This window comes from Streptomyces coacervatus (assembly GCF_029223485.1).
Taxonomy (GTDB): domain Bacteria; phylum Actinomycetota; class Actinomycetes; order Streptomycetales; family Streptomycetaceae; genus Streptomyces; species Streptomyces coacervatus.
Map to the genome: position 1 here is coordinate 47,614 of NZ_JARHTP010000020.1, position 15,551 is coordinate 63,164.

Genomic DNA, 15,551 nt, shown 5'->3' on the forward strand with positions numbered 1-15,551 from the left:
CCGAACACCGATCGCCCTGACGGGACCGCCCTACGGCAACTCACGCCGGAGAGCGGGACCGTCCTCCACGTCGGAACAGCCACTCCCGCCGGCGTACGTCAGTCCGTAATCGGCAGGTACACCCTGTTGCCCGCGGCCGCGAACTCCTTCGACTTCTCGGCCATACCCTGCTCGATCTCCGCCCGGCTTCCGCCGTGCTCACGGCGGATGTCCTGGGAGATCTTCATCGAGCAGAACTTCGGCCCGCACATCGAGCAGAAGTGGGCGGTCTTGGCCGGCTCCGCCGGGAGGGTCTCGTCATGGAACTCCCGTGCCGTGTCCGGGTCCAGGGCCAGGTTGAACTGGTCCTCCCACCGGAACTCGAAGCGGGCGTCAGACAGCGCGTCGTCCCATTCCTGCGCACCGGGGTGCCCCTTGGCGAGGTCGGCTGCGTGGGCGGCGATCTTGTAGGTGATGACGCCGGTCTTGACGTCGTCACGGTTGGGCAGGCCCAGGTGTTCCTTGGGCGTGACGTAGCAGAGCATGGCCGTGCCCCACCAGGCGATCATCGCGGCACCGATGCCGGAGGTGATGTGGTCGTACGCCGGCGCGACGTCCGTCGTCAGCGGGCCGAGCGTATAGAACGGAGCTTCATCACAGATCTCCTGCTGAAGGTCGATGTTCTCCTTGATCTTGTGCATCGGGACGTGTCCCGGGCCCTCGATCATGGTCTGTACGTTGAAACGCTTGGCGATCCGGTTGAGTTCCCCGAGCGTGCGCAACTCCGCGAACTGCGCCTCGTCGTTGGCGTCCGCGATCGAGCCCGGCCGCAGGCCGTCGCCCAGCGAGTATGTGACGTCGTACGCCGCGAGGATCTCGCAGAGTTCCTCGAAGTTCTCGTACAGGAACGACTCCTTGTGGTGCGCGAGGCACCACGCGGCCATGATGGAGCCGCCGCGCGAGACGATGCCGGTCTTGCGGTTGGCGGTGAGCGGGACGTACGGCAGGCGGACGCCCGCGTGGACTGTCATGTAGTCCACGCCCTGCTCGGCCTGCTCGATGACCGTGTCCTTGTAGATCTCCCAGGTGAGCTCCTCGGCGCGGCCGTCCACCTTCTCCAGGGCCTGATACAGCGGCACCGTGCCGATGGGAACGGGGGAGTTGCGCAGCACCCATTCACGCGTCGTGTGGATGTTGCGGCCAGTGGACAGGTCCATGACCGTGTCGGCGCCCCAGCGGGTCGCCCAGGTCATCTTCTCGACCTCCTCCTCGATGGAGGACGTCACCGCGGAGTTGCCGATGTTGGCGTTGACCTTCACCAGGAACCGCTTGCCGATGATCATCGGCTCGATCTCCGGATGGTTGACGTTGGCCGGCAGCACCGCGCGACCCGCCTCGATCTCCTCGCGGACCACCTCGGGCGAAACGTTCTCCCGGATGGCCACGTACTCCATCTCCGGTGTGATCTCACCACGACGGGCATACGCGAGCTGCGTGACCGCCTTGCCGTCGCGACTACGGCGCGGCTGGCGCGGCCGCCCCGGGAAGACCGCGTCGAGGTTGCGCAGACCGCCTCGTGGAGAGGTGTGCTTGATCCCGTCGTCCTCGGGACGGGCGGGACGGCCCGCGTACTCCTCGGTGTCACCGCGAGCGATGATCCAGTTCTCGCGCAGCGGGGCGAGCCCCCGGCGGACGTCGGTTGCGATGAGTGGATCGGTGTACGGGCCCGACGTGTCGTACAGCGTGACCGACTGCCCGTTGGTGAGGTGCACCTGACGGACCGGCACCCGCAGATCGGGGCGTGAGCCCTCGACATACGCCTTGTGCCAGCCGATGGACTTCCCGGCCTCCTGGGACTTTTCGCCCTGAATGGGCTGTTCGTCCTGGCTGGAGGCAGGCGTGCGTGCGTCCTTGTTGGTCATGAGACCTACTCCCTACGCCGGCATTACCCGGTAACAGGTTCGGCGGTCGACGCAGCGATTTCCGTCTGTCGACGTTTCGTGGGGAACATCACTCGATTTCGGTGATGTTCCACGTGAAACATCGCTGGGACGGAGGTCAGCGCCCTCTCAGCCCGGTGCTCCGAGCTCCCGCGTGTGCAAAGGTGCCTCCACGCTAGCGTCAATTCGGGCGCGCTGAACAGAGGGCCCCTGTCGTTCTTGCGATGATCGGGCGGTGACCACCAGACATCAGTCTCCGTACCCGCCCCCGGAGCCGCCCTACATGCACGGCGCCGGAAACGGCAGCGGACACGGTTCCGGTGCCGGGCACAGCTACGCGCCGCGAGCCGGTGAGGGGCACGATCACGGGCCCGGACCCGGTGACGGCCACGGGCATGCCCCCGGTCCCGGTGGCGGGCACGGTCACTCCCACAGCCACGGTCCGGCGGCCCCCGTCTCCAAGCACCTGCGCAAGGTCATCGCGGCGATCCTCATCCCGTTCTCCGCGGCCGTGGTGGTCGGGCTCGTGGTGCTGTGGCCCGGCGGTGCCCCGCCGCACGAGCGCACCGGTGTGGGATTCGACCGGCAGACCCAGCAGGCAACGGTCTCCAGGGTCGTGAGCGTGAGCTGCAAGTCGGTGAACGCCTCGGGCGAGACCCCGACGGGTGACACCTCCACCGCCGAGGGCTCCTCCGCCCAGCAGCAGGCGAGCGGCACCTGCAAGAAGGCGACGATCCGCGTCGACACGGGCAACGACAAGGGCCGTACGTTCACCGAGATCGTGCAGCCCGACCAGTCGCGCCAACTGCACGAGGGCGAGAAGGTCGTAGCCGCCTACGAGCCCTCGGCACCGAAGGACCTGCAGTACTCGGTCGCCGATGTGAACCGCAGGTTCCCCATGGCGCTGCTGGCCGGCATCTTCGCGCTCGCCGTCGTGGTGGTGGGCCGGATGCGCGGCCTCATGGCCCTGATCGCGCTGGCCGTCAGCTTCATGGTGCTGACCTTCTTCATCCTTCCCGCGATCCTGCAGGGCTCGAATCCGCTGCTCGTGGCGGTGATCGGGTCGAGCGCCATCATGCTGATCGCCCTGTACATGTGCCACGGACTGTCGGCCCGTACGTCCGTGGCGGTGCTGGGCACGCTGCTCTCACTCGTGCTGATCGGGCTGCTCGGCTCCGAGTTCATCGGCTGGGCGGCACTGACCGGCAACACGGACGACAACACCGGTCTGATCCATGGCCTCTATCCGTCGATCGACATGAGCGGCCTGCTGCTCGCGGGCGTCATCATCGGTTCGCTCGGTGTCCTCGACGACGTGACGGTCACACAGACGTCGGCGGTCTGGGAGCTGCACGAGGCCAATCCGTCGATGGGCTGGCGGGGCCTGTACCGGGCGGGCATCCGCATCGGTCGCGACCACATCGCGTCCGTCGTCAACACCCTCGTCCTCGCCTACGCTGGCGCCGCGCTGCCGTTGCTGCTGCTCTTCTCCATCGCACAGAGCAGTGTGGGGACGGTCGCCAACAGCGAGCTGGTGGCGGAGGAGATCGTGCGCACGCTGGTGGGCTCGATCGGCCTGGTCGCCTCGGTGCCGGTCACGACGCTGCTCGCAGCACTGGTGGTCGCGGCCGACCGTACCGGGCCAGGTTCGGAGCCGGCGACGGTCGGCGCAGCACCTGCTCCGGCGCGCACGGGGCGGGGCCGACGCCGCAAGCGGTGAGGCGAGGGCCACTCCGGCACGAGCGACCAGACGGTTCGGGCATTTTCAGACTCACGTCCCGCCCTGCCCATGGAGAAGCGTTACTGCGACCTCCCCGTCCCGCGCAGAAGCGTTCCGGCCGACCCCCCGCCGTCCCGGCTCAGCCTGCGCTCTGCTCCTCCGCCAGGATGCGGTCCAGGGCTTCGTCGAGGTGGGCGTCGAAGTCTGCGAGGGCCCCCTCCTGACCGAGCGGCACCAGTTTGTCGGTGCGGTCGAGGAAGGCGATGAGCGGCGCCGTGGACGCGCGGAACAGCGCCTGGTCGCGGCCGACCTGAAGCCGGATCAGAACCTCGGCCAGGGAGTCCGGTTCGGCGGGTGAGACACGCACATCGCCTTCCCCGCACGGCCGGCCCACTCCGTCGATGAGCAGTTCACGTCCGAACGCCCAGGTCACCGGCGCATCACCGGGCAGATGGAAGGTCAGCCTGACGGCATAGGGATCGCAGGTCTCGTAGCGCAGCTCCACCGGGATGCGGAAGGAAAGCTCCTCGGACACGAGAAAGCTCATCATGACCTCTGCCTGTACGGACTCGCGCATCGCCTACCCCGTCATGTGAAGCCGACCGGCTGGGAGTGATCCCCTGACACTGGTGGAATCTTGCTGAACGTACACGACAGATCACAAGGAGTGAGTTTTCAGATACTGATAGAGATCGCGAGTGACCCCATCAGCCGTCCGATTTCGCTCTGCAGTTGCTGGGCCGCGGACATCAACCGGTCGGCCTGATGAGAGGGCAGAGAAATGGCCAACGTGGCGGCCGTCGTGCCCACAGTGATCGGAATCGCCGCGCAGACCGTCCCCAGCGCGTACTCCTGCCGCTCCGTGACCGGCTCCATCCGCCGCGTTCGCTCGAGCCGCCGGAGCAGGGTGTGGTTGTCACGCACGGTGTACGGGGTGATGGACTGCACGGGGTAACGGTCGAGGTGGTCGCGGCGGGCCTCGTCGTCCAGCTGGGAGAGCAGGCACTGACCGATCGCATGCGCGTGCGCGGTCTCGCGGAAGTCGGCCCACTCCTCGACCGCCGGATTGCCCGGGGTGTCGGAGACACACATGATCTCGATCTCGCCGCCCTGGTACACGGCGTAGTACACGGGCACACCGATCGCATCCCGCCAACGGGCGAGCGCATCGACGATCGTGCTGCGACGTTTCTGCTGGGCTCCGCTGCTGCTCAGTCGCACGGCCGCGTCGCCGAGGAAGAACAGGCCCTTGTCCCGGCGCAGATAGCCCTCGTGGACCAGGGTGCGCAGCAGGTGGTAGGCCGTCGGGAGCGCGAGGCCGGTCTCTCGGGCCAGCTGTTTGGCGGGAGCTCCGTGCTCGTGTTCGGCGACGCATTCCAGGAGGCGCATCGCGCGCTGCACGGATCCGATGAGGGTCGCCGACTGTGAAGTCGCGGGAGGAGCCACCGGGGACGGCTGCACCGGAGGTGCCGTCAGGCGCGACGGTGCAGGTGGTGCCGTTGCACGCTCCTGCGTCGAGGGTCCCGGCTGTTCGGGGGGCCTGATCCGACGTCCCGGGACCGGGGTGGGGGGTACGTGGGGGTCTGTGAGTGCGGTGTCTACCGTGGCCAAGGGTCACTCCCGAAGCGCGAGGGGGCAGCCCGTGCTGGGGAACACGGGAGGGGGTGTACGCCGCTCGCGGGGTCGTCCCCGCGTCGAATTCCGGACTCTAATCGTCAGATGCCGTAGTGAGGCGTCCCGTCCGGAAAACTTCCCTCGCGCGAGGGAACCGGTGATTCCTGTTACCGATCACCGGTGTCCCAGGGCCCTCACCAGTCGCTGCGTGACGACGAGCTCGACGTGAACTTCCGCACGACGTAGATCAGTCCGCCGACCAGTGCCACGAAGACCAGCACCTTGAACAGCAGCCCGATGATCAAGCCGACGACGCTGGCTATCAGCCCGCCGAACACGACAAGGGCGATGACCGGCACCGCGATCCACTTCACCCACCACGGCAGTCCGCCGAAGATCTCACCCATTGTCCTCGTCCTTACCTCTCCGCCCGACTGCTGTGCAGGGGCCCATTGATGTCCTGCACTCGATGCTAGGGCGACAGGGACCCCGGCGGGGGCCTCGCACCCCTTGTCCTCCCCTGACTGATCCCCTAGGGAACCCCGAGACGACGGCTCAGCTTTCCGGTGGAGAGAACACCACGAGCACCCGCAGGTCCTCGCTGATGTGGTGGAACTTGTGGGCGACGCCGGCCGGCACGTACACCACGCTGCCGCGCGCGACTTCGGTGGTCTCCAGGCCGACGGTGATCGAGGCGCGGCCGCTCACGACGAAGTAGACCTCGTCCTGGTTGTGTGGCTTCTGTGGATCATGTTCGCCGGAATTGAGCGCATACAGACCGACGGACATATGCCGCTCACGCAGAAACTGCAGGTAGGCACCCTCATTGGCGGCACGCTCCGCCTCCAGTTCATCCAGCCGGAATGCCTTCATCGCCCTTGTCGCCCTCGTCCCACTGCTCGTGACCGATCTCGTCTGCCACGATCAGACACATGAAGAATTTCGTAGTCAAGACGATCGCCAACGCGGGTGCCCTGGCAGTCGCCGTATGGCTGCTCGACAAGATCACCCTGACCGGTGACAGCACGGGCAAGAAGGCCGGCACCCTGATCATCGTCGCGCTGATCTTCGGCCTGGTGAACTTCCTGGTCAAGCCGATCGTGAAGCTGCTGACCTTCCCCCTTTTCATCCTGACACTGGGTCTGATCACCCTGGTGGTCAACGCTCTGATGCTGCTGCTCACCTCGTGGCTGGCCGACAAGCTCGACCTGAGTTTCCACGTCGAGGGCTTCTGGACGGCGGTTCTGGGCGGCCTGATCATCTCCATCGTCTCCTGGGCGCTCCACGTCGTCCTGCCCGACAACGACTGAGCACACCATGAGCTACCGCGTCTGCTTCGTCTGCACCGGCAACATCTGCCGCTCCCCGATGGCCGAATCCGTCTTCCGTGCCCGCACGGCGGAGGCGGGAATCGACGGCCTGGTCGAGGTCGACAGCGCCGGCACGGGAGGCTGGCACGAGGGTGACAGCGCCGACCCGCGCACCGTCTCCGTCCTGGAGGAGAGCGGCTACGACGGCGGCCACACGGCCCGCCAGTTCCAGCCGTCGTGGTTCTCCCGCCTCGACCTCGTCATCGCCCTCGACACCGGCCACCTCAAGGCCCTGCGCCGCCTCGCACCCACCCAGGAGGATGCGGCGAAGGTGCGGCTGCTCCGCTCCTACGACCCCGCGGCGGGCGACGACCTCGACGTACCGGACCCGTACTACGGGGGCATGGACGGCTTCGAGGAGTGTCTCGGGATGGTGGAGGCGGCGAGCGAGGGGCTGCTCGCCGCGGTACGCAGGCAAGTGGAGGCAGGGGCGACATGAGCCATTCCAGTGCGGGCAATGGCGACGGCACCCGCGCGGTGCGGGCCGGGCTGCCCGAGCCGGTCAAGAACCAGCCGCACCTGCCGGGACCGGCGTTCGCCGCTCACTACCACCTGCCGGGCGACGTCGACGGCCCGTACACCTACGGCCGCGACCAGAACCCGACCTGGAGCCTGCTGGAGCGGGCCATCGGCGAGCTGGAGGCACCCGGGCAGGACGGCGTCGAGACGCTCGCCTTCGCCTCCGGGATGGCCGCCATCTCATCGGTGATCTTCTCTCAGCTGCGCGCGGGGGACACGGTCGTCCTGCCCAGCGACGGCTACCAGGTGCTGCCCATGGTGCGCCAGCAGCTGGAGACGTACGGCATCCAGGTGCGCACCGCGCCGACCGGCGGCGATGCCCAGCTCGACGTCCTCGACGGCGCGAAGCTGCTGTGGATCGAGTCGCCGTCCAACCCCGGGCTCGACGTGTGCAACATCCGGCGGCTCGTCGAGGCGGCACACGCGTGTGGAGCCGTCGTCGCCGTCGACAACACCCTCGCCACGCCGCTCGGCCAGCGGCCTCTGGAGCTGGGCGCCGACTTCGCCGTGGCCAGCGGCACCAAGCAGCTCACCGGGCACGGGGACGTCCTGCTCGGCTACGTCGTCGGCCGTGACACCGAGGCCATGGCCGCCGTGCGCCGCTGGCGCAAGATCGTCGGCGCGATCCCGGGCCCCATGGAGGCCTGGCTCGCGCACCGTTCGATCGCCACGCTCCAGTTGCGCGTCGACCGGCAGTGCGCGACGGCCCTCACCGTCGCCGAGGCGCTGCGGGAGCGGCCCGAGGTGACCGGGCTGCGCTACCCGGGGCTGTCCGACGACCCCTCGCACAAGGTCGCCTCGCAGCAGATGCGCCGCTACGGGTGCGTGGTGTCCTTCACGCTGCCCACGCGCACGCGCGCCGACCGTTTTCTCGATGCCCTGCGGCTCGTGGACGACGCGACGAGCTTCGGCGGGGTGCGGTCCACGGCCGAGCGACGCGGCCGGTGGGGCGGGGACGCGGTGCCGGAGGGCTTCATTCGCTTCTCGGTCGGTGCCGAGGACCCCGAGGACCTGGTGGCGGATGTGCTCCGCGCGCTGGACGAGTCGGCGGAATGACCGCTTCAGTGCCCGCTTTACGAGCACCCGATCGTGCCTGGCTACGTACAACGGCGGTCCGAGCCTCCCCCCTCGTGGCTCGGACCGCCCTCGGTTCCGCGCGCGAAGAACCGCGCGCGAAGAACCGCGCGAACAAGGCTAGTTGACTCTGTGTCAGTGTCCAATCACAGTAGCGACAGAGACCTATCGACTTATTTATAGTTGGGCCCTGCCTGGGGGCCGGGAGAAGGGCAGGGAACTGGGGAGGGCGAACCATGGATCTGGCCTTGCTGCGCACTTTCGTGACGGTGCACCGGGCCGGCTCCTTCACCCGCGCCGCCGCGCTGCTCGGCCTGTCGCAGCCGGCCGTTACCTCGCAGATCCGCACGCTGGAGCGGCAGCTGGGCCGCCCCCTGTTCCTTCGGCAGGCCCGTGGAGTGACCCCGACGACCATCGGGGACGAGCTCGCGCACAAGGCCGCTCCGCATCTCGACGCCCTGGTGGAGATCGCCGAGACCGGCCTCGACGACGAGTCGTCCTTACGGACCTTGCATCTCGCGGGTCCTCCTGAGTTCACCGCGGAACGCGCGCTGCCCGCCCTTGCGGAGCTGGCCGGCGAGGACGGCCAGGGCTTCGCACTGCGCGCCTCCTTCGGGAACGCCGAGGAGACCCTGGAGGGACTCGCCGCCGGGCATCACGATCTGGCCATCAGTACGGCCCGCCCACGCGGTGCCCTGCTCACGGCAACTCCGCTCTGCGACGAAGAGCATGTCCTTGTCGCCGCCCCGGGCCGAGCCGAGCAGATGGGCCCCGATAAGCCGCGTCGCAAGGGAGCGCCGGCGCTCGAGGACCTCCCCGTGATCGAGGTGCACGAGTCGCTGCCCTTCGTGTCCCGCTACTGGGCCTCCGTCTTCGACTCCCGCCCCGCCGCCCCGGGCACCGTCATCGTTCCCGACCTGCGTGCGGTCCTGGCCTGCGCCGTCGCGGGCGCCGGGCTCGCCGTGCTGCCTCGCTATCTGTGCGGGGACGCCCTGGAGCGCGGTGAGGTAGTCGCCCTCCACGACCCCCCGGTGCCTCCGTTGCGGACGTACTTCCTGGTGGTCCGCACCGGCACGCTCGCGATGCCGCACATCGCGCGGGCTCACGAGTGGTTGCTGCGAGCGGCGGCCGACTGGTGCTGACCAGCACTTTTCCAGCAGAAACCGAGCGGGGTCGAGCGGTGACATCCCGCGATGTTTCACGTGGAACCAACCGGGCCACATTTCTCCCATGACCGTCCGACCCGTGGTCAAGCGCACCGCTCGTGCCGTTCTGCTGGACGGCGACAACCTGATCCTGATCAAGCGCACCAAGCCCGGTGTCGATCCCTACTGGGTCACTCCCGGTGGCGGGGTCGAGCCCGGGGACACGACCGTCGTCGACGCCCTGCACCGCGAGGTGTACGAGGAACTCGGCGCCAAGATCACCGATGTCGTGCCCTGCTTCGTGGACACCGTGGAGCACATCGGCGAAGACGGCGGCGCGACCGGCGTGAAGGTGCAGCACTTCTTCGTCTGCCGCCTGGAGTCCATGGACACGTCACTGCGGCACGGCCCCGAGGTGGACGAGCCCGCCGGCGAGTACGAGATCGTGCGGGTGCCGTTCACCCGCGTCGGGATCGCCTCCGTGCATCTCGTACCGCTGTCCCTGCGGCACTACCTGGACGGGAACATCGAGGGCGTACGCGCCATGCACGCCCCGGACCTGGGATGACACCCGGCACCGGTCAGTCTCCGACGACGACCAGCTCTTCCACCGAGTCGTGCCGTATGCGCTCCGAGGGGATGCCGATGTTCCTCAGGGCGTCCACGCCGCTGCGGATCATGCCGGGCGGGCCCGAGAGATAGGCGTCGAACTCGTTCCACGGCCCGTATTCGCGTATGGCGTCCGGGAGCTGGACATGCGCCTGCTGGTCTATGACGGCGCGGACCGACAGCCAGGGATGGGACTGCTGGAGCCTGAGCATGGTGTCGATGTCGTAGAGGTCGTGGCCGGTGCGGGCGCCGTAGAACACCTCGACCGGCCGCCGTTCACCGTGCTCGGCGACATCCTCGACCAGCGCCTTGATGGGCGCTATGCCGGTGCCGCCGCCGAGGCACAGCAGTCCGCTGTCGGTGGTGTGGTCGACGGTCATCGAGCCGGCCGGCGGGCCGAGTCGGAGGATGTCTCCGGGGCGGGCCCGGTGGACCAGGGCGTTCGAGACCCAGCCCGCGGGGACGGCCTTCACATGGAACGTCAGCAGACCGTCGGAGCGGGGTGCCGAGGCAAAGGAGTAGTGCCGCCAGATCCGCGGCCACCACGGCGTCTCCAGGCTCGTGTACTGCCCAGCGAGGAACGGGTAGGGCTGGTCGGGGCGAACCGTCACGACCGCCACGTCGGAGGTCCTGAGGTCGTGCGCGACGATCTCGGCGTACCACCAGGCCGGGGCGCGCAGCTCGTCCGCGGCCGCGGCGTCGATCATGACCTGCGAGATCGTGGTGTACGCCCGGATCCAGGCGGCCTCCATCTCCGCGTCCCAGATGCCGGAGGCGTACTTGCTCAGCGCGCCGATGAGGCACTCGCCGACAGCCGGGTAGTGCTCGGCCCTGGTGCCGTACTTGCGGTGACCGCGGCCGAGGTTCTGCAGATAGGCGACGAGGACCTCGGTGTTGTCGATGTGCTCGGCCGCAGTGAGCAGGGCCTTGAGCAGCCGGTCCCGCTGGGTGTCCATCGCGGCCGGGAACAACGAGCGCAGGTCGGGGTGGCGGACGAACAGCAGCGCGTAGAAGTACGAGGTGACCTTGTCTGCGATCGGCGCCACCTCGGCCATGGTCCTACGGATGAGAAGGGCATCCGGTGACGCGCTCTCGGCCTGGACTTGGGCCACGGGCTCCTGCGGCTGGGTTGTGGGCTCGGTGGAGCGCTGCGTGGGCACTCGCGGGTCGGCGTAGGACGCCTCGGGGGCGGTGGGCTCGGCTGCGGGGGGCCGTGCAGCTGAGGGCTGTGCGGCAGCAGCCGCCAGGGCGGGCTCGGCGGGTGGTGCCGCTTGTGGGGGGTCCTCCGCCGGTTTTGGGGTGTCCTCCGCCGGCTGGTCCTTGTGAGTGTCCGCCGTGGTCCTGCCCATCGGGCGCATCGCGGCGAGTCGGCTGCCTTCGGCCGCTTCGCGCTCGCCGTCCGGAGTCGTCGCCGGCTGCTTTCGCGGCGTGAACCAGCCGCCGCCCCCGACGCCGGAAGTGCCGTTGTCGGCCGACGTGGTGGTCGGAGCGTCCATGGTGTGCCTCGCCTCGAACATCTTTCGGTCGGTCTGCGCACTTCCTCGGTCGGAAGGTGCCTTATCCCCCGCAGACGGCTTGCTTTCCCCGTTTCATGCCGCGGCCAATGCGGCCACATTCAACCCGGATTCACCCTCTGTACGGACAAGTAAGGCGAGAGTGTGACATTGGCCGCAGCGCTCTCACCGCAGCATCCCATCGCGCATGGCCACCCTGGCCGCATAACCGCAAATGCGGGTCTTCGATCTCTCCGTCCCGTTAGGCTGCATCGCCCTGCCCTCGGTCTGCACAGGATGTGTACGCCTCGCCCCGCAGGCGAACCGGAGTCGACCATACCGGCCAACGCTCCGATCACAAGTCCCCCCTTCCTCCACCACGAATGGGAGATGGGGCGAACCATCAATTCCTTCAATTACCGGGCGAGGCGCACCAATTCATAGGCTTCCCACAGATCCCCGCCCATGTACGAGTGTGTCGCAAGACCGGAGAGATGACGGTCTGCATTGACTGCTACGGAGATGGGCACCGCAGCGAACAGATCCCTGTCCGACTGCGAGTCGCCATAGGCAATACAGTCGGCCCGCGCCACGCCGAACTCCCCGCACAGCCGGTCTGCGATCTCGACCTTGGCCGCGGCACTGAGAACTCCGGCCGGATCGACGGGCTCGGTGAACGGCACAGCGGGAAAACGGGACCCGAACGCCGCGTGCGCGCCCCAGCCGATGAGCCGCTCCACGAAGAAGGAGGGCGAGAGCGATACGACGGCACAATAGTCGCCCACCTGCCGGATCTCCTCCCAGACCTCACGGATGCGCTCCAGCCACGGGGCACTCTCGAAAGCGGCCGACACATGCGCATCGGTGAGCTCCGCCCAGAGCGCATATACCCGCGCCGCATACTCCGGCGGGCCTATCAACCCCGCCGAGATCGCCTGATCGAGCGCCACTGTCTCGGCTTCCAGCCCCAGCTGCCGTGAGATCTCCACGGGCGCCGATGTGCCCTGCAGCAGCGTTCCGTCGAGGTCGAAGAGATGAAGTCTCGCCATGGGCCCCGAGGCTAACGGGACACAAGCCGACTCCTTGAGTGAGACCGCTTGATGCTCGGTGTTCGCCCATGTTTCACGTGAAACACCCAACTGCTGTCGGCGCGCTGTGCACTTGCCCACGGCATGGCCAAAAGCTCTTGCTTCTCACCGGAAAGAGGTGGACGGCGAGGGCACCGGTCGGACAGCCTGACCTGCGTGTCCACTCCTTCCCTCCCCCCTCTTGCCATCCGCCGACTGACGCTTCGCGATCTCACCGCCTGCGCCGACTTGTCCGAGGACCGGGGGTGGCCACGCGAGGAGCACAAGTGGGGCCTCCTCCTCACGGCCGGGAAGGGATACGGCATCGACGACCCCGACGGCGGCCTCGTCAGCGCCTGCGTCGTCACCGAATACGGGTCGCAGGACCACCCTGACCTCGGGGCCATCGGCATGGTGCTGGTCGCCGAACGGCACGCCCGCCAGGGCATCGGACGCCTGCTGATGCGGCACATCGTCTCAACCATGGCCACCACCCCGCTGACCCTGCATGCAACCCCGTACGGCCGTCCTCTCTACGAGGAACTCGGCTTCAAGGTCACCGGCCGGGCCGAGATGCTACGCGGCCACTTCACGCCCGGCGGGCCGGAGCCCAAGGTCGTGACACGTGCGGCCACCGCCGAGGACCTCCCCGCGATCCTCCGGCTCGACGAGGAAGTGTTCGGCGCCGACCGCACACCCATCATCACGCGCCTGCCCGCCTTCGCCGACCGACTGCGCATCGCCGAGGAGAACGGCCGGCTCATCGGGTACGCGGCCGCCTGGCCCAACATGGACACCCATGTCGTGGGCCCGCTGATCGCCAGCGACACGGAGACGGCAAAGGCGCTCATTGTCTCTCTCGCCGCCCACACCGAGCGGCCTCTGCGTACCGACATCGACGTACGTCACGAAGAGTTGCTGGCCTGGGCGAAGGAGCGGGGGCTGGCGTCCGTCGCTTTCAACGCGGTCATGACGTACGGGATCCCGGAACTGCCCGGAGACTGGACCCGGCGATTCGCTCCGCTGACGGTGGCTGCGGGCTGAGCCCTGCCCCTTGGGGCGGCGGTGCGTAGGGTTCGAAGCATGGGAGATCTTGAAATACGGCCCGCCGCGGCGGCCGACGTGACCGCGATCGTCGCGATGCTCGCCGACGACCCTTTGGGCGCCCAGCGCGAGTCACCGGACGATCTGAGCCCGTATCTGGCCGCGTTGGAGCGTCTCGCATCCGACCCGAACCAGCACCTGGTCGTCGCCGTTCGGGAGGGCCGCGTGGTCGGCACGCTTCAGCTCACGATCATCCCCGGCCTGTCGCGGCGCGGTGCCGTCAGATCGATCATCGAAGGTGTCCGCATCCATACCGACGAGCGCGGCAGCGGCCTGGGCACACAGCTCATCGAGTGGGCGATTGCCGAATCCCGACGCCAGGACTGCCAATTGGTCCAGCTGACCTCGGACAACACCCGCACCGACGCCCACCGCTTCTACGAGCGGCTCGGCTTCACGGCCTCACACGTGGGCTTCAAGCTCCAGCTGTAAGGCCGTGAAGTCAAACGTCATGTTTCACGTGAAACAGCGCGTCTGCCGGGCGCCCGCGGCTAGCCGATCCCCCGCCACCCCTCCGGGTCCACCCCACCCGGCACGGAACCCTCCTCGTCGTACGGCTGACGCGTGAACGCGAACGACCCGAGGTCCAGATGGCTCACGGTCCCGTCCGGACGCCGTACAGCCCTCAGAGGCTCTCCGGCGTAGTAGCCCTCCAATCCGGTCCAGGTGCCGTCGCTGTTCGCCTTGAAGCGGGAACGGCGGCCAATGCCGGACAGCGGCTCCAGCGAGACGCCCCCTTCGGTCGCCAGCCGCAGAGCGAACGCATGCGTTCCCCAGTACCACGCTCCCGTCAACTCCAGTACGGGTGCGTCGACTTCGGGCAGCGGCCGCCAGGGATCGGGAATCCGCGGCTCGGCCTCGGCGACGATCCGCACGAGATCGGCCCCGACGGAGGACAGCAGAGGACCGGACGTGCAGTTGGCCAGCACCACCGCCGCGACGTCGTCCTCGATGCTGATGGTGAGGTTCGCCAGAAACCCCGGGAGTGACCCGGAGTGCCCCACGAGCAGCCGGCCGTGTCGGTGCTGGATCTGCAGCCCCAGTCCGTATGTGACTCCGTCCACGACGTCCGCGGCTTCGGCCGGCGCCGCGGGTGTGCGCATCTCTCTCACGGTCTCGGCGTTCAGCACCCGCTCATCGCCTCGTGTCAGAAAGACGGCGAAGCGCGCCAAGTCTCCGGTGGTGGACCAGAGTTGACCGGCAGGAGCCATCCGTCCCAGGTCCTCGACGGGTTCGGGCAGCAGGACATCGGCCCAGGGGTGCACGGCCCACCCACCCGCGTGGGGCGCCTGCGGGTGACCACTCGTACGGTCGAGGCCCAGGGGTTCGAGCACTTCACGCCGAAGTACCTCTTCCCACGGCGCCCCACGCAGCCTCTCGACCAGCGCTCCCAGCAGGGTGTAGCCGGGGTTGGAGTAGTGGAAGCGGCGTCCCGCCGGATGCAGGAGGGGCTGCTCTCCCAGGACGTCGGCAAGTTCGGGGCGCAGGGATCCCGGGGTGCGCTCCCACCACGGGGAGGGCGACTCCGCCGCCAACCCGCTCGTATGGGCGAGCAGGTCGGCGATGGTGGCCTCCCCCGCACCGGTTCCCGGCAGATGCTTCTCCAGCGGGTCTCCGAGGTCGAGCAGGCCCTCGTCTCGCAACCGAAGCACCAGAACGGCAGTGAAGGTCTTGGTGATCGAACCGATGCGGTACTGCACGGTCTCGTCCGGACCGTGCCCGTCCACCGAGGTCCGCGCTCCGTGCCAGACAGTCCGCCCGTCCCGCACGACCGCCGCGACCAGCGACGGCGCACGTCCTTCGGCCTGGGCCACGGCGATCCGGTGCAGCAGTGCCCGTCGCGTACCGGGGAGCAGCTCTTCCTGAGGTGTCGTCATGGCCACAGTCCATCCCGCGGGACCTTCGGCCGTCGAGTTC

The 15,551-nt window shown here is 68.3% G+C and carries 16 protein-coding genes; 8 read left to right on the top strand and 8 right to left on the bottom strand.

Going from position 1 to position 15,551, the window contains the following annotated elements:
• Positions 1-98: 98 nt before the first annotated feature.
• A complete protein-coding gene (thiC, locus tag P2Q00_RS38825; RefSeq protein WP_275779020.1) occupies positions 99-1,901 on the bottom strand; it encodes a phosphomethylpyrimidine synthase ThiC in 1,803 nt (600 codons plus the stop codon).
• Positions 1,902-2,154: 253 nt separating this feature from the next.
• Here thiC and P2Q00_RS38830 point away from each other — a divergent pair, with 253 nt between their 5' ends.
• Positions 2,155-3,639 (top strand): YibE/F family protein, encoded by a 1,485-nt coding sequence (locus tag P2Q00_RS38830; protein ID WP_275779022.1) that lies wholly within the window; start codon positions 2,155-2,157, stop codon positions 3,637-3,639.
• A 139-nt stretch (positions 3,640-3,778) separates the two neighbouring features.
• On the opposite strand, the gene P2Q00_RS38835 is transcribed toward P2Q00_RS38830, so the two are convergent.
• The 4 genes from P2Q00_RS38835 to P2Q00_RS38850 form a co-directional block, all read right to left on the bottom strand.
• The gene (locus tag P2Q00_RS38835; RefSeq protein ID WP_275779023.1) at positions 3,779-4,216 is read right to left on the bottom strand and encodes an SsgA family sporulation/cell division regulator; all 438 of its coding nucleotides are present in this window, start codon (positions 4,214-4,216) and stop codon (positions 3,779-3,781) included.
• A gap of 98 nt (positions 4,217-4,314) precedes the next feature.
• Positions 4,315-5,085, bottom strand: coding sequence for an IclR family transcriptional regulator (locus P2Q00_RS38840; RefSeq protein WP_338059390.1), 771 nt, complete (start codon positions 5,083-5,085; stop codon positions 4,315-4,317).
• A 362-nt stretch (positions 5,086-5,447) separates the two neighbouring features.
• On the bottom strand, positions 5,448-5,660 hold the full coding sequence (locus P2Q00_RS38845; protein ID WP_266957526.1) for a DUF5326 family protein: 213 nt from the start codon (positions 5,658-5,660) through the stop codon (positions 5,448-5,450).
• Positions 5,661-5,808: 148 nt separating this feature from the next.
• Positions 5,809-6,126: a cupin domain-containing protein gene (locus P2Q00_RS38850; RefSeq protein ID WP_275779025.1), complete on the bottom strand. Its 318-nt coding sequence runs from the start codon at positions 6,124-6,126 to the stop codon at positions 5,809-5,811.
• Positions 6,127-6,185: 59 nt separating this feature from the next.
• On the opposite strand from P2Q00_RS38850, the gene P2Q00_RS38855 reads away from it, so the two are divergent.
• The 5 genes from P2Q00_RS38855 (at position 6,186) to P2Q00_RS38875 (ending at position 9,929) form a co-directional block, all read left to right on the top strand.
• Positions 6,186-6,563, top strand: a complete 378-nt coding sequence (locus tag P2Q00_RS38855) for a phage holin family protein (RefSeq protein ID WP_123966206.1) — start codon at positions 6,186-6,188, stop codon at positions 6,561-6,563.
• 7 nt (positions 6,564-6,570) lie between these two features.
• Positions 6,571-7,062 (top strand): low molecular weight protein-tyrosine-phosphatase, encoded by a 492-nt coding sequence (locus P2Q00_RS38860; protein WP_275779027.1) that lies wholly within the window; start codon positions 6,571-6,573, stop codon positions 7,060-7,062.
• Positions 7,059-8,198 (top strand): cystathionine gamma-lyase, encoded by a 1,140-nt coding sequence (locus tag P2Q00_RS38865; RefSeq protein WP_275779028.1) that lies wholly within the window; start codon positions 7,059-7,061, stop codon positions 8,196-8,198. Before P2Q00_RS38860 ends, P2Q00_RS38865 begins: the two co-directional genes overlap by 4 nt.
• A 254-nt stretch (positions 8,199-8,452) precedes the next feature.
• A complete protein-coding gene (locus P2Q00_RS38870; protein ID WP_275779029.1) occupies positions 8,453-9,358 on the top strand; it encodes a LysR family transcriptional regulator in 906 nt (301 codons plus the stop codon).
• 88 nt (positions 9,359-9,446) lie between these two features.
• Positions 9,447-9,929 carry an NUDIX domain-containing protein gene (locus tag P2Q00_RS38875; RefSeq protein ID WP_123966210.1) on the top strand — a complete coding sequence of 161 codons (483 nt, stop codon included), beginning with the start codon at positions 9,447-9,449 and terminating at the stop codon, positions 9,927-9,929.
• Positions 9,930-9,942: 13 nt separating this feature from the next.
• Here P2Q00_RS38875 and P2Q00_RS38880 read toward each other — a convergent pair whose 3' ends face one another.
• Positions 9,943-11,466, bottom strand: coding sequence for a globin domain-containing protein (locus P2Q00_RS38880; RefSeq protein WP_275779031.1), 1,524 nt, complete (start codon positions 11,464-11,466; stop codon positions 9,943-9,945).
• 413 nt (positions 11,467-11,879) lie between these two features.
• Positions 11,880-12,512 (bottom strand): HAD family hydrolase, encoded by a 633-nt coding sequence (locus P2Q00_RS38885; protein WP_275779033.1) that lies wholly within the window; start codon positions 12,510-12,512, stop codon positions 11,880-11,882.
• 195 nt (positions 12,513-12,707) lie between these two features.
• On the opposite strand from P2Q00_RS38885, the gene P2Q00_RS38890 reads away from it, so the two are divergent.
• Both P2Q00_RS38890 and P2Q00_RS38895 read left to right on the top strand, forming a co-directional pair.
• On the top strand, positions 12,708-13,574 hold the full coding sequence (locus tag P2Q00_RS38890; protein ID WP_275779034.1) for a GNAT family N-acetyltransferase: 867 nt from the start codon (positions 12,708-12,710) through the stop codon (positions 13,572-13,574).
• A 39-nt stretch (positions 13,575-13,613) separates the two neighbouring features.
• Positions 13,614-14,066 (top strand): GNAT family N-acetyltransferase, encoded by a 453-nt coding sequence (locus tag P2Q00_RS38895; protein ID WP_275779036.1) that lies wholly within the window; start codon positions 13,614-13,616, stop codon positions 14,064-14,066.
• A 59-nt stretch (positions 14,067-14,125) separates the two neighbouring features.
• Here P2Q00_RS38895 and P2Q00_RS38900 read toward each other — a convergent pair whose 3' ends face one another.
• Positions 14,126-15,511 carry a serine hydrolase domain-containing protein gene (locus P2Q00_RS38900; protein WP_275779038.1) on the bottom strand — a complete coding sequence of 462 codons (1,386 nt, stop codon included), beginning with the start codon at positions 15,509-15,511 and terminating at the stop codon, positions 14,126-14,128.
• Between the last annotated feature and the right edge of the window lie 40 nt (positions 15,512-15,551).